This window comes from Alistipes sp. An54, assembly GCF_002159375.1.
Taxonomy (GTDB): domain Bacteria; phylum Bacteroidota; class Bacteroidia; order Bacteroidales; family Rikenellaceae; genus Alistipes; species Alistipes megaguti.
Genome location: NZ_NFIA01000001.1, coordinates 64,797 through 85,283 on the forward strand (window position 1 = coordinate 64,797; position 20,487 = coordinate 85,283).

The following is a 20,487-nucleotide window of genomic DNA, read 5'->3' on the forward strand; positions in this document are numbered from 1 at the left end:
ATTTTCCATTAAAAACTATTTTTATTGGAAAATTATTATCGGACACGCGCCCCTCCGGAAAATAGAACAGGCGCTGATACCCTCCGTCCCCTTCAGGAGATAACGCTTCCGGAGCCGGCCGACATGATCCACAAAAAAGAGATTCCGAAACCTGATGGTCCCGGAATCTCTTTTTTCTTCCAGCAATTCAGATCAATCCTCCAACGAGGTCGTTTCCAAAGGCACATCCCGAATACAACGAACGCTGTATGCATTGCTCCGCTGATAGGGATTCACGATAACCTGACCGCTCATAAAGAGCATGCGGTTCGAATTATTGGAATTGTCACCCGCCTTGGCAGCCGAGGAATTCGCCCAATAAACACCCCGGGCATTCCCGTCCTTGGTGTCTGGGGATTCCTGCTCCACGATACCGTCATGACACCCTGGCGGGTTCTGATCGTTGCCGAGAACCTCAACCAGCTCGTCAACACGGACCTGATTACCAATCTCAATCCGGCCCCGAATCCGGACCTCTTTGCCGATATGTCGTGGATCCGTCCGGGGCGTTCGCTGTGGAGCTGGTGGAGCGGCATCGACGGACGTTACATGACGCTCGAAGGAGAGCGGGAGGTCATTAACCTCGCCGCCTCGATGGGATACGAATATTCCACGCTGGACGAAGGGTGGGAAGAGCTGCCCGACAAATGGAATACACTCCGAAAGTTGGCCGACCATGCCGCCGAAAAAGGGGTGGGGCTCTTCGTCTGGCGGCACTGGAAACGACTCAACGATCCGGCGGACAATTATGCGGAACTGCAGCATTTTCTGGACAGTGTCACCGGGTGCGGCATCCGGGGCGTGAAGATTGATTTCATGAATGGAGAAGGGCTGCAACAGATCCGTTTCACGACGGCGGTACTCGAACAGGCGGCCAAAAGGCATTTGCTGGTCAACTTCCACGGTTGTCAGAAGCCCTCGGGAGAAAGCCGCACCTATCCCAACGAACTTACCCGGGAAGGCGTTCGCGGTCTGGAGCTCAATCGAATTACGGCAAACTATCTGGAACGCATGCGGGCTGCCGGGATTTCCGTCTCCGACAGAAAGACCCTTCCGGGCGATGAAAACCGCAACATCCCGGCCTCCCACAGTGCAACACTCCCCTTCACACGGTGCGTAACGGGCCCGGCCGACTATACTCCGGTCGCCTTCTCCATGCCGGGAGACGTCCTCCCTGCCCAACAACTCGCATGTGCCTATCTGATCGGCTCTCCATTGATTACATTGGCCGAAAACCCATTCTATCTGTTGAAGGAGAAGCGGTTGCAGCCAGCGGTCGAGTTTCTGCGGGAGTTGCCGACATGCTGGGACGAAACCGTCGTACTGCCTCAGAGCCGCATCGGAGAGTTGGCCCTGATGGCCCGCCGTTCGGGGGCAACCTGGTATCTGGCAGCCGCTGCCGCCATAAATTTTCAGGGCAAGATCCCGCTTGATTTTCTGGGCCCGGGGCTCTGGAGAGCGACAATCCTCGAAGACGACGGCAAAAACGGATTCCTCCGTTCCGAGCGTACGCTAAAGGCCGACACATCCATTCCGGTCGCCCTTCAGTCCAATGCCGGATGTGTCATCCGTTTCGTCCGCCAATGACTTTCCGGGCTGCCGGTCTTTCGGGGCCGGCAGCCCAGTCATACGCGGCTCTTCGCCGGCCTACTCGATTCCCCGAAAAACATAATCCGCATACCGATATTCCAATTTCTCGTACAGAGCAATCAATACCGGCATCCGAGTCATAAAATCGGAATAGCATTTCCGTTCACAGGCCCACCCCACCTCGGCCAAAGCGGCTAAACGAGGCAGAATCATAAACTCCACACACTCCATGCCGGGCATATATTCCGTCCAGACATTTCCCTGCACTCCAAGGACCTGCGACCGCTCTTCGGGGCGCAGGCGATCGAAAGGCTCCAGACGGTAGACCTGGCGCAACGGCACGTATCGCGTGTCATGACACGGAGGTTCGTAACGAACGGGATCTGCCGTCTGACTGTAATCCAGATAACAATACTGTTTGGGAGAGAGGATGACGCGGCAGCCCCGTCGAATGGCTTCGTAGGCATGAGCCGGATCCCGCCATACCATAAGGGTCACCTCGGAGGAGAGTTCCCCTTCGAGCAATTCGTCCCAGCCGATGATCTCCCGTCCACGGGCCTGCAGCCACTGCTGGATGCGTCGTACGAAATAGCTTCGCAAAGCCGTCTCGTCGGCCAACCGTTCCGTCTGCATCCGACGCCGGCACTGCGGACAATCCTGCCATCGCGTAACCGGACATTCGTCGCCGCCGATATGAATCTGCCGGGATGGAAAAAGTGCCAGGATCTCACTCAGAACATGCTCGATAAAGGTGAAGGTCGTCTCCCGGCCCGCACAATAAAGATCCTCGCTGACACCCCATCGGGTCCAGACCTCGTAGGGACCGCCCGTACACCCCAGCCACGGATAGGCTGCCAAAGCCCCCATTCCATGCCCCGGCATGTCAATTTCGGGAATCACTTCAATATGCCGCGCAGCCGCATAGGAGACAATCTCCCGCACTTCGTCCTGCGTATAGTAACCTCCATAGGGGATGTGGTCGAAACGCATCGTTTTCCCCTCCCGCATAACCCCCACAAGCGTTTCACGGCGCTGCGACCCGATCTCCGTCAGACGGGGATACCGGCGGATCTCGATACGCCACCCCTGATCATCGGTCAGATGCCAGTGGAAACGGTTGAGTTTGTGCAGCGCCAGCAGATCAATGAACCGTTTGACCTCCTCAACCGGAAAGAAATGACGCGAAACATCCAACATGGCCCCCCGATAGACCATATCGGGTTTATCGTGAATCTCCAGAGCCGGGATCGAGGCTCCGTGTTCGGCAATCAACTGCCGCAGACTTTGCAGCGCATAGAAAACTCCGCACGGCGTACCCCCGCTCAGCGTCATCCGGCCGGGAGCTATCTGCAAAAGGTACTCCTCGGCCTCGAGCGCCGAATCGAGTCTCAACACGATATCCGCCCCCCGCAGCTGCTCCGACCGTGCAATTCCATGGTCCAGCAACGGAACGATATCGGCCATAAAAAGCCGAGCCTCGGATTCCAAGCCCTCCGCCGCATAGAGCCGGGTATGCGGCGTGATTCGGAAGGTCCCCCGCCGCTCGATGACCGACAAGGGTTTGGGAACGATTCCCGCCTCACACCAGACCGACGGAAACCACATGGAAAAAAGCAGCAATCCGACGGTTTTCAACATCTTACCATCCATCATTCAATCGCATTGGGCGGCATCGGCCAAACGGTCGATGTGGCAACATAGGGAATCAGCTGCAGGGCAATCTTGCATTGGCCCGAACGGTTGGGATGGTCGTCCGACCTGGCGAAACTGCGCCAGAAGACGCTCACACTCACGCCAGAACTGACGGTCGGTGGGATGCAGACCTCGCGAAAAGTCGTTCGTCCCCAGATTGATCACCACGGCATCCGGATGCCACGGACTGCGCGTAAAATCCCAAAGCAGCGAATCAACCTCATCGTAAAGATGCATCATACGCCCCGTCATGGTACCCGCAACCGGCGAAAGACGGCGTTTCTCTCCGTAGTTCCAAACCACACCACGCCCCGAACGGGTAACAAGCGTATAGTCCGTATCAAAAGAGCGGGCCGTCAGACAGGCGTAAGTTCGATCGCTGTTCCGGGTCTCGGCCCGGAAATGCTCATGACGGTTCCGTCCTTCAACGCCGTAACCGCAGGTGTACGAATCCCCGATGAACTCGATATGCCGGTTGCGGCGCAACGTATCAGGAAGCAGGGAATCCCCGGCTTCGGTGGCGAATTCGTGAATCGTGGTCCGACCTTCACGTCCCTCGGTGCGTTTTTGCAGCCAGAGACGGTGGATGCCCGGTCCAAGCCCCGAGGCCAGCAGAATCGACGAATCGCGGCCAAAGGTCGACAACACCCGCGATGAATCGTTGTCAATCCGCAGGTTGTAGTAGTTGCGACCGGTATCGGAGACCCGCATCCGAAGGCTGCTGCCCGTGAAACACAACGTCAGGTAGCTTCCCGTCCAGTCGAACGAAACACTCCCGTCGCCGCTACGCGCCACCCTCCCCACATAGCGCACGGAAGGATCAGTCGCCGGCCATCTCCTCAATTCCCCGCCCGGACAATCCCCCGTTGGGGAGTTTACGGCCGCAGTTCCGATCCCGCAACGCGAAAGAATGGCTGTCAGCTGCGGAAGGAGTCTGTCGACGATCCGCTCGATTCCCAGATCGTTGGGGTGGGTTCCGTCGATGGTTCCCTCCCGGTCGACGCCCGTATCCAGCCCCGGATCGAGCAGCCAGATATTCCGATATCCCAGGGCCTGCAACCCGGCAAAGGCCTCACGGGCCGCACGCCGCTTGGCCGACTCGGCCGCATCGAGCGATGGATTGAACGGACGGTGTGTCCGGTAGAGCGTCTGCAGGAAGATGAGCGGAGCGTTCGGATGCGCACGTCGCAGCGTATCGACGAAGGGGCGCAGCCGATGCCGGATCACCTCCGCCGACGGATTCGAAAAGCAGTCCAGCAGGAAGGCGTCGGCTCGGGTTTCGGCCAGGATTCGGGCATGGGTCGGGGTCATTGTCCCGTTGCCGCTGAGTCCCAGATTGCACAGATCAAGCCCCATGGCACGTGACAGACGGGCCACATAGGCCATTCCGGGACGGCTCGCGGCGATGCCATGTGTGATGCTCGAACCGTAGACCACTACCCGGTTGCCCGGCCATCCGTCGGCCGCCGATAGCCGCGAGCCACGGTCGACTCCGATCTGCAGCGACACGACCTCGCGAAACAACGGAAGATAGAGCAGGCATTCCAACGGTTCGGTGCCGGTCCGACGAACCAGAACCGACTCCGAAAGGGTCTCCGCTGCCGACGGTACGGCCGATCCGGCATAGACCCAGCGTCCCGAATCACGCACATAGAGGTCCAGACCGCTCTGCGCAATGTCACTGGCATTGTGCAGCGGCTTGCGCGGCCGGCATTGCCAGCGCACGCCGATCGTCCGGCTGTCGGTCGTGAAGCCGACGGCCAGTCCCGCACCCTGGCTCAACAACTCCTTTTGTGCGGAAGTCAGGGTCGGATAGCGGCTCGTATCGACGCGATGGTAGGGTTGCTCCGTCGAGCAGCACTTGTGCAAAATACCCAGCGTCGAGGCCTCGACATAGTGCAGTTGGGCCCGGACCGTACCCATACAGCACAGGAAAAACAGAAGAGACAAATATTTCATGGCGCAGGAGAAAAAGTCGGGACCGGCTCCGATACGTTGGAGACCGGCCCCGACCGGATGAAATCCTATTTGACGGTGATCATGCGGATCAGACAGTTCGTCGCATCGGCCACATAAATCGTCTTGCCGTCAGCCGACGGAAGAATGCCGTACGGATTGTTGAAAGCGGCCTTCAGTCCCTCGCCGTCGAGGCAATCGGCCGAACCCGTGCCGGCAATGGTCTCGAGCGTACCCTTCGTGTAGTCGCCCGAAGCGTCGGGGGTCAGCATACGGATCGTATGATACGTACAGTCGGCCATATAGAGCACGCCGTTGGCATCGAGCCCCAGCGCAAAGATATTGCCGATATGAGCAGTCAGCGGATTGCCCGGCTCTCCGTCGTCGATTCCGCTGCCCGGATCCCCGTCCCCGGCAATGATCCGCTGTTCACCCTGCGGAGTCACCATCATGATCCGGCCGAAGTCCGTTCCGCCGACAAAGAAATTGCCTGCAGCATCCCGGCACATGCAGTTCGGCTTCAACTCGTCGAAGAGAATGAAATCCGAAGCCGCACCGTCGGGCGTGTAACGAATGATCTTCTGATGGTCGCGCGATGCCACGTAGACGTTTCCGGCCTCGTCACAAAGGCAGGCCATCGGGTTGTTGATACCCGAAGCAAAGGTCGTCAGTTTCAGATCGGGCGTAATCCGGATCACCCGGCCGTTGGCCTTGCTGGCCACGTAGTAATTGCCGTCGGCGTCGAATCCGCCGTGCCAGGGATTATCCAGTTCGGTGCTCGAGACCAGCGTCTCGACACTCATGCCCGGCGACAGACGGCGGATGGCCCGGTTACCGCGTTCGGTGAACCAGATGCTGCCGTCCGGAGCATAGGCCAGGCCGGTCGGGAACCAGGTCGTGGCACTGGTCCCGATACCGTCCACCGTACTCTTGTTACCCGTCATGCCCACGATCGTACTCACCAGGAAGGTTCTCGACGAGGCCTTCAGATAGGTGAATTTCAACCCTTCGATCTGCCGGTCGCCGACCTCCACCTTCACCGGATAGGCGCCCGGTGCATTCTCGGGCAGGATGATGCGCAACTCCCCGCTCGAGGCGTTCAGGATCCGGGCCTCAACCCCGTTGATCGTAACGCGGTTCTGCGAGATCTCGGCCCCGAAATTGGTTCCCTGAATGACGGCAACCTCACCGCTCATGCCGGTCGTCGGCTTGATGTTGATCAATCGGAGCTCTTCGATATGATGGGTCGGATCCTCCTGCCGGCAGGCCGAGCCCAATGCGGCCATACAGAGTACGGCACACGTAATTATGCTTTTTCGTATCATGGTTTCTCTCTTTTCGCATTATTCGACCGTTGCCCTCCGGACCAGGAAATTCCCCCAGTCGGAGATCCAAAGCATCTTGCCGTCCGATGCCACCAGCACGTCGTATGGCGTCTTGAGCAGGGCTTCGTTGCCGATTCCGTCCGTTGCTCCGCTCTTGCCGGCCGTACCGATGACCGTCTCGACCGTACCCCTGGCCACATCTCCCTCCGCATCGGGCGCAAGCCGTCGGATGGTATGGCTCTTCGAGTCGAGGATATAGACATTGCCCGTATCGTCGACCGAAATACCCCACAACTCGGCCTGGAACCGGGCCGTCGTCGGCTCTCCGGGAGTACCGTCATCCGTTCCGGCCGTTCCGTTGCCGGCCACAACCTGCTGGCTGCCGTCCGGAGCTACGCGGACAATCGTACAGTCATTGAGCGCGACCAGCAGATTGCCTGCCGGATCGAAATCCGCGGCCAACGGACCTCCCGTAAAGGTCGCGAAGGTGCTCGACTGCGTATAGTCCGGCGCCGCATACTTCAGGACGGACTTCACGCCGCGATCCACCACATAGAGGTTGTCTCCGGCATCAAAACGAACGTCCAGGGGATCGCTCAACCCCGATATGGCGACCGAAACCGTATAGTCGGGCGTCACGCGGAGGATATTCCGCGCAGCCTTGTTGGCACAATAGAAGTCTCCGCGGGAGTTGAAGCTGCCCCGCCACGGCGCATTGACCGTCACGCCGTCCTGTCCCGAACGGACGATCGTCGTGGTCATCTCCGTCTGCAGATCGGTCCGACGAATGGCATTGTTGCCGCGGTCGATAATCCAGAGCGAGGTGCCGTCGGGCGAGAGCGCCAGTCCGTGAGGCATGTTGAAGCGGACCTCATCCGGAGCTCCGTCAACCAACGCCTTGTCAATATCCCGACCGGCCATACCGAGCCACGTCGAAAGCGTATACTTGCCGAACAGGTAGGTAAACATCAGCCCTTCGACCGTCTTGCCGTCCACCGTCACGCGAATCGGATAGCTTCCCGCCGGATTCTCCGGAGCCTCCACCGTGAGGGTCGTCGTCGTAGCCCCCGTCACCACAGCCGCCCGGCCGTTGATCTCCACGAGATTCTCCGAGGGCGTCTCCGAGAAGCATTCGCCAGTGATCGTCAGGACACTACCGGCATATCCGCGCTGCGGCGCAACCGACGCAAGCGACAGGGTCGGCTTGTGCAGGTAGGTGAAGAGGAGCCCCTCGGTGTGTTTGTCTCCGAGGCTCACCGTAAACGGATAGGTGCCGGCGGGATTCTCCGGAAGAACCACCTGCAAGGTAGTCTCCGTAGCCTCGACCACCTCGGCCCGCGCACCGTTGATTTCGACGAGCATCTGCTCCGGATCGCGGCTGAAGCCCGTCCCACGGATCAGCACCCGATCCCCGGCATAGGCCTTCGTCGGAAGCACCGATACCAGCGCCAGCTCGGCAGGATCCGGCGCCGGCGCATAGGTGAACGACAGACCTTCGGCACTCAACCCATCCACCGTCACCCGCACGGAATAACTGCCCAGAGTGTTCTCGGGAAGCAGCACGGTCAAACGGGTCGACGTCGCCGCGGTAACCTCGGCCCGGGCCTGACCGATCATCACCGTGTTCCGATCGGCCTCCGGACTGAAATGACTGCCCGAAATAATCGCCACATTACCCGCATACCCCGCTTTCGGGATGATCGACAACAACTCCGGCGCGGAGACTCCTCCGCTCACGTCCGAGTCGTCGCTGCAGCCGCCCGCCAGAAACAGTCCGGCAGCGCATATCAATATGTGAATCAGATTTTTCATGGTTTCAACAACTTTTAGTCGATTGATCAGGGTTCATCCACAACGGCCATCCAGGCATTGACCACCGCCCGTTCACTGCCGTCCGAGGGGCGGTTGTGAACCTCGAAAAGATCGGCATTGGGATGCCGGATCACCAGCTGCGACGAGCCGCCGCCGTCGAAATTCACCGCCCACCGGCAGCCCAGGCTCTGCATGAACTGCCCCAACTCTTCGTAGGTCATGCCGTAATAGCTCCACAACTGCTGACGGCCGTCGACCACCATCATGTAGACGACGTTCTGCTCCGTATAGCCGATAACCGTCCGCGGATCGGTGCCCTCATAGTTCTGACCCGAAAGCACACCGTTGCGCAGCACGATCACTCCGCTGCCCGTCGCCTCCTTGAGCGTCGGGGCCAGGCTCCGGTATTCAACCGAATCGCGGATCAGCGCCTTGCCGTCGTTGGTCACGGCAAAGAAGCTCAGCGCCTGCTGCGGAAGCCGGTCCGTGTAGATGAACGTATCCTTGAGGATCTTGCCGTTGTGATGGATCGGACCGCGGATCTCCAACGTCGAGATATCCCAGAAATCGGCGTTGACCAGAGCGGCAATGCGATGTCCCGGCCGGTCGCAGTAGGAGGCGATCCCGCTCAACGTCTGTTTTTGGAAATTGCTCGTCACGTCGGCGTCGTAGGGCATGCCCACCTCGAGCGAGACGCCCGGCTGGTTCAGATCCACCCGCGTCAGATAGACGCGCATCACCTCGCCGTTCATCTTTTGAAGATGCAGATCGGTCTGCTCGACCCCCAGCCCCAACAGGAAGGTCGTATCCGCATAAATACGCGCCACAGCCGGACAATCCGACGCCAGACGACGCCCGATCTCCGTTACGGGACGATAATCCGTATCCTCGATCTCGTACTCTTTCGTACAGCTCCAGCCCGCCGCCAGCAGCACACAGAGCGAATATTTCAGAAGATTCATGTTGCTACGTTTTTGAGGTTAATTCTGCCCGGCAGGCGCACTCGTCCAATAACTGTTCTGCGTCAGCAATCCGTTGAGCGAAATCTCCCGCGAGGGTATCGGGAAACGATTGTACTTGCGCTCGAGCGACAGCGTCGACTCGAAACGTCCCGTACGCACCAGATCGAACCAACGCTGGTTTTCGCCCAGAAACTCCAGCCGCCGCTCATTCAGCAGCGCCGTCAGATAAGACGAATCGTCGGCAGGCATCGCCAAAGCCGTCAAACCCCGCTTCTCACGCAGGTCATTCAAACGGTCAAGCCCCGCCTGACTCCGCCCGCTGGCCTCGGCACTGATCAGATACATCTCGCCCAGACGGACGATCGGCAGCGGATCGCTGTTCAGTTCGCCACCCGGATACTTGTTGATCACATTGTTGCTGCCCTGCTGAGCCACGGAGATCTCCCGACGCAGATCCTCCGGAAGATACATGTCAATGGCCTCCGTCGTCGGCATGTAGACGTAACTGCCCCCGTTCTCCGAAGAGCGCGAATAGTAGAACGCCCCGCTCAGATTGACCGAGGTCTCCTCGGTGAGGTTGCTGAACGTGAAGATCTCCTCCGTGTTGTCCATCCGACGGAAGATCTTGTCGAAACCGTCCAGCGAAAAGTATCCGCTCGTAATGACCGATTCGGCCAGAATCCCCGCCTCGTCATTCTTGCCCTGAGCCAGCTTTACCCGGGCCATCAACGCCTGGGCCGCCTGACGCGACACCTCGTACCGCGAGGTAAAATCGGGCGCCAGATCAATGGCCGTCTGCAGATTCCGCTCGACAAAGGCCCAGCCGTCGGCTTCGCTCGAGGCCGCCACGTCTCCTGTCGCCGGAACCTCCAGAATCGGAATCTCGCCCCATCGGCTCACCAGATCAAAATAGAGCAGTCCCCGGAAAAACGACGCGATACCCAGCATCTCGTCACGACGATCCCCCTCGGGCATCTCGTTCAAGGCCAGGAGAAACTTGTTGACCTGATACAATGCCGTATAGTATCCGTCCCACTGACCGCTGATGAACCCGCTGTCGGGCGTCACCAGATCACGAATCAACTGCTGGGCCGATCCCGTACTTGAGGCTCCGGCCCGGATCAGATCGCCACCGCAGATATCAAAGGCCGCATACCCGTTGTTGGTCGGTTTGTACTGAACGATGTTGTAGAGCCCGACCAGCAACAATTCGCAATCCTCTTCGGTCAGATTGTCGCTCGAAACGGCGTTGTGCGGAAACTCGTCGAGCGTACAGCCCGTCAGCAGCACTCCGCTGCCGGCAAGCAGCACACTGCCGGCAAGGCCGATGATGATATGTTTGATTGTCATGGTTTTCAGAATTTAAGGTTTAATCCGACCGTAAAGGTCCGCGGTTGCGAGGGATAGAGGAAGTCATAGCCCAGCGTCGTGGCCGAAAGGCTGACGTTCACCTCGGGATCGAGCAACGGATAGGGCGTCAGGATGAAGAGGTTGTCCGCCTGCACGTAGAGCCGCAGGCTCTCCACGCCGATCCGGCTCATCCAACGCTTGGGCAGCGTATAACCGAGCGAAAGATTGCGGCAGCGAAGATAGGAGGCATCGTACAGAAAACGCGTATTGACGAACTTCGTGGAGTTCCACGTCTGGTTGTAGATCGCACGCGGAATGGTGTAGCTCGTCCCGGGACCCGTCCAACGCCCCTTGGCCTGCGATTCGAGCATCGTCCACTTGCCGTTGCCCATCCGGTAGCCTCCCGTCCAGAGTTCGTAGAGCTGGCTGCCGTAGGAGAAGGTGAAGAAGATGTTCAGGTCGAAGCCCTTCCAGGTGAAGGTATTGCTGAATCCGCCGGTGAATTTCGGATTGGGCGATCCGACAAACTGACGGTCGTTCGTCGTGTCGATCTCTCCGTCGCCGTTCACATCCTCGTAGATCACGTCTCCGGCCCGCACGCCCTGTGCATAGAGCTTCTCGGGCACTTCGTCATCGGACTGATAGATGCCCAATGCCTTGATCATGTAGAAGGCGCCCACCTCCTCGCCCACCTTCAGGGCGTGCATGCTGCTGGTGGTGATCACCTCGCTGTCATCGAGCAGCCGGGTCAGTTTGTTCCGGATGAACGACATGTTGAAATCCGAACGCCACACGAATCCGCCCTGCGAAGCCAGTGTCCCGCTGATGGCAAACTCCAGACCCTTGTTGCGCATCGATCCGATGTTGCAGGTATAGCTCGTAAAACCGGAAGTAGCAGCTGTCGGTTTCGAATAGAGCAGGTTCTTCGTATCCTTGATGAAGGCATCAGCCGTGAATGTCAGCGCACCGTTGAAGAACGACACATCGACACCGACATCCGTCTGGTTGGCCTTCTCCCACTGCAGGTCGGGATTTCCCATGGCCGTCAGTGCCAAACCGTTGGACCCGTTGTAGTTGAACCCGCCACTGGCCAGCGCCTGATAGGCATAGGATCCGATACCCGCCTGGTTACCGGTCGATCCCCAGCTTGCTCGAAACTTCAGCCCGATATCGGAGGCCTTCCAGAACTTCTCTTCCGAAAGGTTCCACCCCACCGATACGGAGGGGAAATATCCGTACCGGTTGCCGGGTGCGAATTTCGACGATCCGTCGGCTCGCAAAGCCAGCGTAAGCAGATAGCGGTCGCCGTAATTCAGATTGGCCCGGGCGAAATACGATTGAAGCGCATAGGCGCTCATGCCCGTGGAGATACCCGAGAATTCGGCCGCCACGGAGTTCACGTCGAACGACGGCGACGGAAAACCGTTTCCGGTCTGCGAAGCCGTGGAGGTCTGATAGAGCTGATAGGAATATCCGGCCATGGCATTCAGCTTCAGACGATCGGCAAACGTATGCGTATAGTTGACTACGCTCTCGGTAAGCAGATTGGTAAGCGTCCGCCGGCCGTCGGTCAACTGCCCGACGTTGCTCCCGTAGACATGTTTGTCCGTATAGTAGATGTGCTCCTCGGTGTAGGAGAAATCACCGCCGAACGAGGTCTTCCACGTAAGTCCCCGGGCAATGTTGAACTGCAGGTAGGCGTTGCCCAGCACCCGATAGTTGCGCACGTAGACATTCTCCTCCTTGATCGCCTGCAGCGGATTGTGGTTCAGCAGCGGATCGCCGTTGATGTTGTACTCGCCGTCGGGGCTGTAGGGCCCGTCCCACGGATACTGCTCCAGCGCACGCGGAATCAGACTCGTTCCGATGTTATAGCCCGTCGGCACGCGGTTGTTGTCGGTATAGCCCAGCGTGATGTTGGTCCCCAGATCGAGCCATTTGCGGACGTGGCCGTTGAGATTGGCCTTGAGATTGTACTTGGTCAGCTCGTTATCTATGAAGACGCCTTCGTTCTGCTTGAAGTTGCCCGATACGTAATAGTTCAGCGCATCCGTACCGCCCGAAACCGAAGCTCCGACATCGTAGGTCTTGGCCGTGCGCAGAATCAGATCAAGCCACTTGACCTGCTGCTTGCCCGGAAAGGGATCGGTCATGCGGGCCACCGATTCGCCCGACTGCAGATTCCAGTTGTCGATGGCCTCGTTCATCACCTCCAGATAGAGATCCGCATCCGCCATGTCCAGCCGGTCCAGTCGCGGCAGATAGGAGAATGCCGTCGAGGCATTGACCGACACCCGGGCCTTGCCCTTATGGCCGCTCTTGGTCGTGATCAGGATGACGCCGTTGGTGGCACGCGAGCCATAGATGGCCGCCGAGGCTGCATCCTTGAGCACCTCGATCGACTCGATGTCGTTCGGGTTGAAGTCGGCCAGACCGTTCATCGACTGGGCGCCCCAGGCTCCCGTATCGCCCGACGAGTTGCTGATCGGAACCCCGTCGATCACGTAAAGAGGTTCGTTGCCCGCCGTCAACGATCCGATACCGCGGATGCTGACACGGTTCTGACTGCCCGGAACTCCCGATGACGAGGTGACCGTCACACCCGGAATCCGCCCCTGCAGCATCTCGTCGACACTCAGCACCTTGCGAGCACTGATCTCCTGCGGCTTGTAGGTCCCGATCGACGAAGAGACGTCGCGGCGCTGCAGCGTGCCGTATCCCACAACCACCACCTCGTCGACCATCTTGCTGTCCTCCGCAAGACGAACCTGAAGCTGCAGCCGCTTTCCGAGTTTGAACTCCTGGGATTCGTAGCCCAGGAATGAAATCTCCAATACGGAGCCTTCGGTGGCCGTCAGCCGGAACGATCCGTCCTGAGAGGTCGAGGTTCCGTTGGTCGTCCCCTTGATCAGCACCGTGGCTCCGATGATCGGGGTGCCCCGTTCGTCGGTGACCACCCCCTGGTAACGATAACTTCTGGCTGCGGGCCGCTTGACAATCAAAATCTGGGAACCGACGATCCGGTACGAAACGTCGAAACCCTTGAGAATGTAATCCAACGCTTCGGAGACCGATACCGGACCGATATCGGTCGGCACGATCCGGGTCAGATCCAGATGCGCCTCGTTATACGCCACTCCGAGTCCGCTCTGTTCCTCGATCTGGGCAAAGGCCTCTCTCAATGGCATGCTCTTCTCCGCAAATCGGATCCTGCCCCGTTCCTGAGCCAGCACTCCCTGGCCTAACAGACAGAGCGGCAGAATGATCCCGCACAGCAGGAGCATTTGCAGATTGCAAATTTTTTTCATACTTTCGTAATAAGGTTCGATAGAATTAGTTAATCGTGTTTATAGCTACGGTTGGTTCTGTCGTTCGGATCGGGATGTCGAGTTTGCGGCCGCATTCCGATCTTTTTGTTTCATAGGCGATTGAAGTTTGGGTGTTCGGTATACGGGGTTGTCAGTCCAGATATACGTTTTTCTTGTCGAAGCGGAAATGCAGACCCGGAATCAGTTGGGCAATGAGCCGGATCGCCTCGTCGGCCGTACACTCGGCTGGAATGCGCAGCGTCAGCAGATCCCGGTCGTAACGCTCCGACGAGAGGTAGATCGTGATGCCGTAACGCCGTTCGAGGGCGCGAATGATGGCATGAATTCCATCGCGCTGAAAAACCAGAGCGCCCTTCTCCCACGAAACGATTTCGTCGGCCGACACTTCGCGGCGCGAATAGACCCGGCTCTGCCGATCGTAACACAACTGTTCGCCCGGACGCAGCGTAAACTCCTCCGAGCTACGGCCGCCGACCCGTACACACCCTTCACACAGAGTCACCTCCGTAAAGGATTCGTCGGCATAGGCGCTCACGTTGAAGACCGTACCCAGTACCTCGGTCCGCAAATCGGCCGTCCGGACGATGAACGGATGACGGGCATCGGAACGGACCCGAAAACTGGCTTCGCCACTGAGATGGACCTCGCGGGTCTGACCGCAAAACCGTTCGGGATAGATCAACACCGATCCCGCATTGAGCATCACCACCGTCGAATCGGGCAGCACGACCCGTTCTGTCCGACCGTAAGGAGTCACGCGCTCGACGAACTGCGGCATCTCGAACCGTTCCTCGAAACGGCTTCGATCATGTACCCGGACATAGACCGCAAGCAGGATCGCCAACGGCACCACGACGGCTGCAACAACCGCCACACGACGCCGCCAAAGGACCTTCTTCCGCGAACCTCCGGCATGGATGCGCCGCTCGACCGCCTGCCACGACCGCTCACGGGCCTCAGGATCCGCATCAAGGGGCATCGAGTCCCATTGAGCCCGCAGCAACGACTCTTTCCGATCGCGATCGATCGGATGCTCCAACCACTCGGCAAAACGACGGGTCACTTCGGGACGCTGACGTCGTTGAAAAAAGGCTTGAATGATCTGTTTGGCTCGGCTCATATTTCGGCTTCTTCTGACTATATGACACATCGGAACCCCGTTGCACCCAACAGAATTCCGACCTTTTTTCCTATTTTTCGGGATAGAGAAGGAGAAGCGGGGGGGGGCAACCGCCCAACTCACGCTTCGGTTCAACAAAGCAGGGCGTTGAAATTCCGAAGCACGATTCGAATCCGTTTCAGCGCCGCATTGAGATGGTTCTCAACCGTCTTTCCGGAGATCGACAGTCGACGGGCGATCTCCTTGTTGCTGAGTCCTTCGACCCGGCTCATCCGATAAATCTGGCGGGGACGGTCGGGCAACTGATCGACCGTCAGGTCCACCAGCAACTGCTTTTCAAGAGCATAGTAGAGATCATCAGGAAGAACCGATCCGCTCAAATCGGCAGCCTGAGTCAACGAAACAAGGCGTCCCTGCCCCCGCAGCGCATTGAGCGCCGCATTGCGCGCCGACCGATAGATATAGCCGTTCAACGACTGCACGTCGGGCAGTACGTCCCGATGGCACCACAACTTCACGAAGAGCTCCTGCGCCAGATCTTCTGCCGCCTCCCGATCGTGCAGAAATCCGTTCAGAAACTGCATCACCCGATCGAAATAGGTGTCGAACAGATGCCGGAAAGCCTCCTCGTCACCGTCGGCAATGCGCCGTTGCAGGTTATACGTCGATTCGTTTCTCATGGTGCGGAAAACGGGTCCCCGAAACGGAGACTAGTTGTTGAAAAGCACAAGGGTCGGTTTATGGTCGGAGGCTTCGCGGGTGAAGTCGTCGTCGAGGGTCTCGGCACCGATCAATCGGCGGGACATAGCCTCCGAACAATAGACATAGTCGATTCGTTTGCGGTTGCGGTTCTCGCTCGGGACAAACGCTCCGGGATGGAAATGCGCAACTGCATCGCACGGATAATAACGGCGGACAAGGCGGTGAACCCCATAGTCGGGCTGCGGGTTGTAGCGGGTGCTGTCGACAGGCGACAACGAGTTGAAATCGCCCAGCATGACCCAATACGTTTCATCGGCAAAGCGCGGATTGAGCAGCGTTTCGTGCAGAATATGACGGATTTCGCGGACCCGCGTCGTATCACCCAGATTGTCCGAGCGGCTCTTGTCCTTGTCCTGCAGCGAATAGCGCTGCGGCCAGAGATGGACCACCACGTAGTTGATGCCGCGGATCTTCACGTGAAGCGCTCCGTGCGAGAGCGAATCGCCGCCCAGCGGACGGATCAGCTCCGGTTCGAAACGCGAGGTCACCGCCACCGGATAGTTGTCCTGGAAGGCGCCGAGAGCCACATAGGGATGGCCCCACCGTGAAGAGAGTTCCTGAAGATGAACGGGCAGGTACCGGGTGGAATCGTCGGTCGGCAACGACTGTTGTTCGGCATTCCAATGAGTGGCCGTCTCGCAAAAGGCCGCGACATCCACCTGCTGACGCTGCATCCACCCGACAAAACGATCATAATTGTCAAACTGATCATACCACATGCCGTCGGCGATGTTGTATTGCAACAGACGGCACGGGGACTTCGGCGATTCGGAACATCCTCCGATCGAAAGACCCGTCAGAATCGCAGCTACGGCTGCACGGACAAGATACTTCATAAAGTTCGGTTTTTACTGGTTTTTCACTTGCAGACTGACGATCCACCCCATAAGCCGAACCTTTTCGACAAAAATAGTGATTTTTTTCGCAGATGCAATCCTTTCCCCCCTATTTTTACACCATTGTAATCCGTTTCCGACGGAGATGTCGCCCCCGGGATGACTCATCGCGAAGGGGGGGGGCGAAAATCCAGTCTCCATGCGGAATTGTCGCGATATTTCAAATTCATTTCAGAATCCCGTTTCATCTTTGCAACAGGATTCCGGGGCTCCGAAGAGCCAATCTTCACTCCTCGGGCCCTCCCTGACAAACAGAAAAAACCGTCCGATGAAAAAACATTGCCTCCTGATCCTGCAGACCCTCCTGATCGCCGGATCCGCATTCGCCCGTGAATCCGGGAAACGACCCCTCAAAAATACCATCGAGATCCCAGCCGACTCCACCGGCGAACTCCTCGCCCGGCTGCGGAACATGCCCAATATCGAGGTGGGAAAGGGAATCACCTTCCGCCCCAAAAACGACCGCTTCGAAATGACGATGCGTTTCCGCATGCAAAACCTGTTGGCCCTCTCGTTCGACGACAACCTCTCGCTCTCCGAAACCGACGCCCGTGTCAAGCGGCTGCGGCTGCGTTTCGACGGTTTCATCTACTCGCCCAAACTCGTCTACTCCGTTCAGTTGGGATTCACCGCCTACGATGCCGAGGTGCTCCCGAACGGCAACATGAACATCGTCCGCGACGCCATCGTCTACTACGTTCCGAGCCCCAAATGGAACATCGGATTCGGGCAGACCAAGATCAAGGCCAACCGCGCCCGCATCAACTCGTCGAGCGCCCTGCAGTTCGTCGACCGCAGCATCGTCAACAGCCAGTTCCATCTCGACCGCGACTTCGGCCTCTTCGGCGAGTACAACCTCGACCGGCAGGAAGGGTTCGACCTGGGATTCAAGGGCTCGGTAACGCTCGGCGAGGGCCGCAACTGGGGCTCGACCGACAACGGAGGCCTGGCCTATACGGGGCGACTGGAGCTCTATCCGCTGGGCCACTTCGCCGCAAAGGGGGATGTCATGGAGGGTGATTTCGCCGGGGAGGAGCGGCCCCGTCTGCTCGTGGCCGGAGCCTGGTCGTTCAACCACAAGGCTTCGCGGCTGAGCGGACAGCGCGGCGGCTTCATGCCCGCGGGCCAGACCCGCAACATCGGTTCCTATTTCGTCGATCTGATCCTCAAGTACCGCGGCTGGGCCTTCTACACCGACTTCATGGGCCGCACCTGCCCGCAGCCGACCTTCGGAACGACGGACCCCGCGGCATTCGTCTATACGGGGCAGGGCCTCAACGTCCAGACCAGCTACCTCTTCAACAAACGCTGGGAGATCGCCCTGCGCAACTCGACGCTCTTCCCCGACGGGGAGATTCACGCCTGGACCGGCTACCGCACCCACAACCAGACGACCTTCGGCGTCACGCGATACATCATCGGCCATTCGCTCAAGGTGCAGGCCGACCTCTCGTACAACACCTACGACCGACTCGGGAATACGGCCGGAGAGGGGTTGCGCAACGGTTGGGAGCTGCGCTTCCAGGTCGAACTCGGCTTATAGGATCTTCAGGGCGATACGCGCACAGGCCTCGGCATCGGCCAGCGCATGGTGGTGGTGTTCGAGATCGAAGCCGCAGGCCGCCGAGACGGTGTGCAGCTGGTGGTTGGGAAGCTGCCGTCCGAAGACGCGCCGCGAAGCCCGGCACGTGCAGTAGAACCGATAGCCGGGATAGGGCATCCCGTAGAGATCAAAGACCGCCCGCAGGCACCCCTCGTCGAAGGGCGAATTGTGCGCCACGAGCGGAAGACCCTCGATACGCGGGGCGATGTCGCGCCACACCTCGTCGAAATCCGGCGCCGAATCGGTATCCGCACGCGTCAGCCCGTGGATGGCCGTCGTGAAGCGGCTGTAGTAGTTCGGGCGCGGATGGATCAGCCGATAGACGGTATCGGTGATCTCGCCGCCCCGCACGACGACCACACCCACCGAGCAGACACTCGTCCGCTGGCCGTTGGCCGTCTCGAAATCGATGGCTGCAAAATCCTGCATGGTCAGTTTGTTTCGTCCGGGCCCTCCCTCCGGAGGGCCTTTTGCTGTTTTTCGTCTGCAAAGATAGAAATTTCGGGGATTCGGCGGTTCGCACCCCGAAACAAAAAAGCCCCACCCTCGCGGGTGGAACCGGTGAAGTCAGAAGGTTCAGGTATGACGGAGAATCAATACTGCGCATGCTGCGGATCGAACTCGGTCCAGCCTTCGGTCCAGTTGTCCGTGGCGGAGAAGGCGCCGATGTAGCTGACCTTCTCGAAGCCCTCGCTGACCAGGGCGTCGGCGAACGAGGCCCCCGTCAGGAGCGGGCTGTCCGAGGCCGGACGGCAGTCGAAGCCCGAAGCGAGGCTGTTGGGCTGCGTGAGCTTCAGATCGGCGATGTTGTCGAAGGTGCGGTTGTTGAGCCCCTCGGTCCGGAAATAGGCGGCCGAGAAGGTGCCCTGATCCTCCGCAAACTTCTTGTTCGCATCGCTGGCCAGCTGTGTCATGGCGGCGAAGACGACGTTCGAAATCTTGAACTTGCCATTGGTGGCGTCCCCCTGCGTGTCGGAGCCCTTGTCGTTCTCGACGATCAGACCTACGGGGAAGCCCATCGCCACGGAGTTGAAGCACGAGAGATTCGAGTTGCGGCGAATCTGCATGGCGGCCTGGAACTGACCCAGCTTCGAGCCGTTGTTGGGGTTCAGATTGCCGCCGTTGATGTAGTCGGAGGTGTTCGTGAAGGAGGCGTCCTGACCGATCGGGCCGACAAACGTCACATTCGAGAAGACGCACGACGTGCGCGGCGTGGCGGAAGAACCGTCGGCGTTGTTGTCGCTCTCGAAGCCGTTCGACACCGAAGTGTCGGCCAGACGCGGATTGCGTACCCCGAGGCAGAACTGGACCTTGCCCGAGAAGCCGTTGTCCGTATCGAAATCGTCGTCCCAGCCGTGGTAGGCCACCAGGTGGTCGCAGTTGACCGCTCCGCCGAACCACTCGTAGGAGTCATCGTTCGAATAGGAGACCTGCACGTGGCTGACCTTCGTGCCCAAGCCGACCGATCCGAAGGTGATGCCGTTGATCTCCTCATCCTCGCGGTAGGGGTAGCCGGCAAACTCGACTCGCACGTAGCACAGTTCACCCGAGCTGTCCGCGTTGTCCTGACCGCCGTGGTTGGCGCGCGGACCGCCCTCGATGGTCATCTCACCCATGTTGTTGACGGCCTTGCCCAGCAGGATCAGTCCGCCCCAGTCGCCCGGACGGCGCGATCCGGCCGGCTTGTCCGACGTGAAGACGATCGGCGACGACGCCGTACCCACGGCGTGCAGTTTGCCGCCGCGCTCGACGATCAGCGACGCCTTCGTGCCCGAAACGCCCCTGATCACCGTACCCGGCTCGATGGTCAGTTCGGCTCCCGACGGGATGTAGACCCATCCGCAGAGTTCGTAGGTACCCCTGGGAAGCGTATACTTGCCGACCGGAATGGTGAACTCCTGGTCGCCGTTGCCGATCTGCGTGCCGTCCTCGAAGAGAATGTCGCTCAACGTGCCGCCCACCTGCGGGTCTGCGTTGCCGCCGTTGTCGTCGTTGCAACCCGCCGCTGCGAGTGCCAGGGCAGCCGTGGCTGCCAGAATTGCATGTTTCAT

General features: G+C 59.1%; 14 protein-coding genes. 2 read left to right on the forward strand and 12 right to left on the reverse strand.

Annotation, left to right across the window (positions count from 1 at the left end):
• Window positions 1–123: 123 nt before the first annotated feature.
• Window positions 124–1,626 (forward strand): glycoside hydrolase family 97 catalytic domain-containing protein, encoded by a 1,503-nt coding sequence (locus B5G09_RS00230; RefSeq protein WP_087403853.1) that lies wholly within the window; start codon window positions 124–126, stop codon window positions 1,624–1,626.
• A gap of 60 nt (window positions 1,627–1,686) precedes the next feature.
• Here the strand turns inward: B5G09_RS00230 and B5G09_RS00235 are convergent, their stop codons facing one another.
• From B5G09_RS00235 to B5G09_RS00280, 10 genes are all read right to left on the reverse strand, one after another.
• Window positions 1,687–3,267 carry a beta-N-acetylhexosaminidase gene (locus tag B5G09_RS00235; protein WP_087403854.1) on the reverse strand — a complete coding sequence of 527 codons (1,581 nt, stop codon included), beginning with the start codon at window positions 3,265–3,267 and terminating at the stop codon, window positions 1,687–1,689.
• Between the two features lie 15 nt (window positions 3,268–3,282).
• Window positions 3,283–5,271 (reverse strand): SGNH/GDSL hydrolase family protein, encoded by a 1,989-nt coding sequence (locus tag B5G09_RS00240; RefSeq protein WP_162608214.1) that lies wholly within the window; start codon window positions 5,269–5,271, stop codon window positions 3,283–3,285.
• A gap of 74 nt (window positions 5,272–5,345) precedes the next feature.
• Entirely contained in the window at window positions 5,346–6,602 is a 1,257-nt protein-coding gene (locus B5G09_RS00245; protein WP_087308993.1) for an IPT/TIG domain-containing protein, read from the reverse strand.
• Window positions 6,603–6,620: 18 nt separating this feature from the next.
• Complete coding sequence (locus B5G09_RS00250) at window positions 6,621–8,414, reverse strand: IPT/TIG domain-containing protein (protein WP_087403554.1); 1,794 nt, start codon at window positions 8,412–8,414, stop codon at window positions 6,621–6,623.
• A 26-nt stretch (window positions 8,415–8,440) separates the two neighbouring features.
• The gene (locus tag B5G09_RS00255) at window positions 8,441–9,376 is read right to left on the reverse strand and encodes a phosphodiester glycosidase family protein (RefSeq protein ID WP_087403555.1); all 936 of its coding nucleotides are present in this window, start codon (window positions 9,374–9,376) and stop codon (window positions 8,441–8,443) included.
• Between the two features lie 18 nt (window positions 9,377–9,394).
• Window positions 9,395–10,726, reverse strand: a complete 1,332-nt coding sequence (locus tag B5G09_RS00260) for a RagB/SusD family nutrient uptake outer membrane protein (protein WP_241147512.1) — start codon at window positions 10,724–10,726, stop codon at window positions 9,395–9,397.
• 5 nt (window positions 10,727–10,731) lie between these two features.
• On the reverse strand, window positions 10,732–14,034 hold the full coding sequence (locus B5G09_RS00265) for a TonB-dependent receptor (protein ID WP_241147513.1): 3,303 nt from the start codon (window positions 14,032–14,034) through the stop codon (window positions 10,732–10,734).
• 151 nt (window positions 14,035–14,185) lie between these two features.
• Complete coding sequence (locus tag B5G09_RS00270; RefSeq protein WP_162608215.1) at window positions 14,186–15,175, reverse strand: FecR family protein; 990 nt, start codon at window positions 15,173–15,175, stop codon at window positions 14,186–14,188.
• A gap of 131 nt (window positions 15,176–15,306) precedes the next feature.
• On the reverse strand, window positions 15,307–15,855 hold the full coding sequence (locus B5G09_RS00275) for an RNA polymerase sigma-70 factor (RefSeq protein ID WP_087403557.1): 549 nt from the start codon (window positions 15,853–15,855) through the stop codon (window positions 15,307–15,309).
• 30 nt (window positions 15,856–15,885) lie between these two features.
• On the reverse strand, window positions 15,886–16,773 hold the full coding sequence (locus tag B5G09_RS00280; protein ID WP_087403558.1) for an endonuclease/exonuclease/phosphatase family protein: 888 nt from the start codon (window positions 16,771–16,773) through the stop codon (window positions 15,886–15,888).
• 328 nt (window positions 16,774–17,101) lie between these two features.
• Between B5G09_RS00280 and B5G09_RS00290 the strand changes: the two genes are divergently transcribed.
• A complete protein-coding gene (locus B5G09_RS00290; RefSeq protein ID WP_143256442.1) occupies window positions 17,102–18,376 on the forward strand; it encodes a porin in 1,275 nt (424 codons plus the stop codon).
• Here the strand turns inward: B5G09_RS00290 and B5G09_RS00295 are convergent.
• Window positions 18,371–18,865, reverse strand: a complete 495-nt coding sequence (locus B5G09_RS00295; RefSeq protein ID WP_087403560.1) for a 3'-5' exonuclease — start codon at window positions 18,863–18,865, stop codon at window positions 18,371–18,373. The two genes, B5G09_RS00290 and B5G09_RS00295, sit on opposite strands and share 6 nt — an antisense overlap.
• Window positions 18,866–19,029: 164 nt before the next feature.
• Window positions 19,030–20,487 (reverse strand): hypothetical protein, encoded by a 1,458-nt coding sequence (locus B5G09_RS00300; protein ID WP_087403858.1) that lies wholly within the window; start codon window positions 20,485–20,487, stop codon window positions 19,030–19,032.

Excerpts from the sequence above, each read along its gene's own strand:
- B5G09_RS00230 (WP_087403853.1), top strand. The coding sequence starts at position 124 with ATGATCCACAAAAAAGAGATTCCGAAACCTGATGGTCCCGGAATCTCT.
- B5G09_RS00235 (WP_087403854.1), bottom strand. The coding sequence starts at position 3,267 with ATGTTGAAAACCGTCGGATTGCTGCTTTTTTCCATGTGGTTTCCGTCG.
- B5G09_RS00245 (WP_087308993.1), bottom strand. The coding sequence starts at position 6,602 with ATGATACGAAAAAGCATAATTACGTGTGCCGTACTCTGTATGGCCGCA.
- B5G09_RS00250 (WP_087403554.1), bottom strand. The coding sequence starts at position 8,414 with ATGAAAAATCTGATTCACATATTGATATGCGCTGCCGGACTGTTTCTG.
- B5G09_RS00255 (WP_087403555.1), bottom strand. The coding sequence starts at position 9,376 with ATGAATCTTCTGAAATATTCGCTCTGTGTGCTGCTGGCGGCGGGCTGG.
- B5G09_RS00260 (WP_241147512.1), bottom strand. The coding sequence starts at position 10,726 with ATGACAATCAAACATATCATCATCGGCCTTGCCGGCAGTGTGCTGCTT.
- B5G09_RS00265 (WP_241147513.1), bottom strand. The coding sequence starts at position 14,034 with ATGAAAAAAATTTGCAATCTGCAAATGCTCCTGCTGTGCGGGATCATT.
- B5G09_RS00270 (WP_162608215.1), bottom strand. The coding sequence starts at position 15,175 with ATGAGCCGAGCCAAACAGATCATTCAAGCCTTTTTTCAACGACGTCAG.
- B5G09_RS00275 (WP_087403557.1), bottom strand. The coding sequence starts at position 15,855 with ATGAGAAACGAATCGACGTATAACCTGCAACGGCGCATTGCCGACGGT.
- B5G09_RS00280 (WP_087403558.1), bottom strand. The coding sequence starts at position 16,773 with ATGAAGTATCTTGTCCGTGCAGCCGTAGCTGCGATTCTGACGGGTCTT.
- B5G09_RS00290 (WP_143256442.1), top strand. The coding sequence starts at position 17,102 with ATGAAAAAACATTGCCTCCTGATCCTGCAGACCCTCCTGATCGCCGGA.
- B5G09_RS00295 (WP_087403560.1), bottom strand. The coding sequence starts at position 18,865 with ATGCAGGATTTTGCAGCCATCGATTTCGAGACGGCCAACGGCCAGCGG.
- B5G09_RS00300 (WP_087403858.1), bottom strand. The coding sequence starts at position 20,487 with ATGAAACATGCAATTCTGGCAGCCACGGCTGCCCTGGCACTCGCAGCG.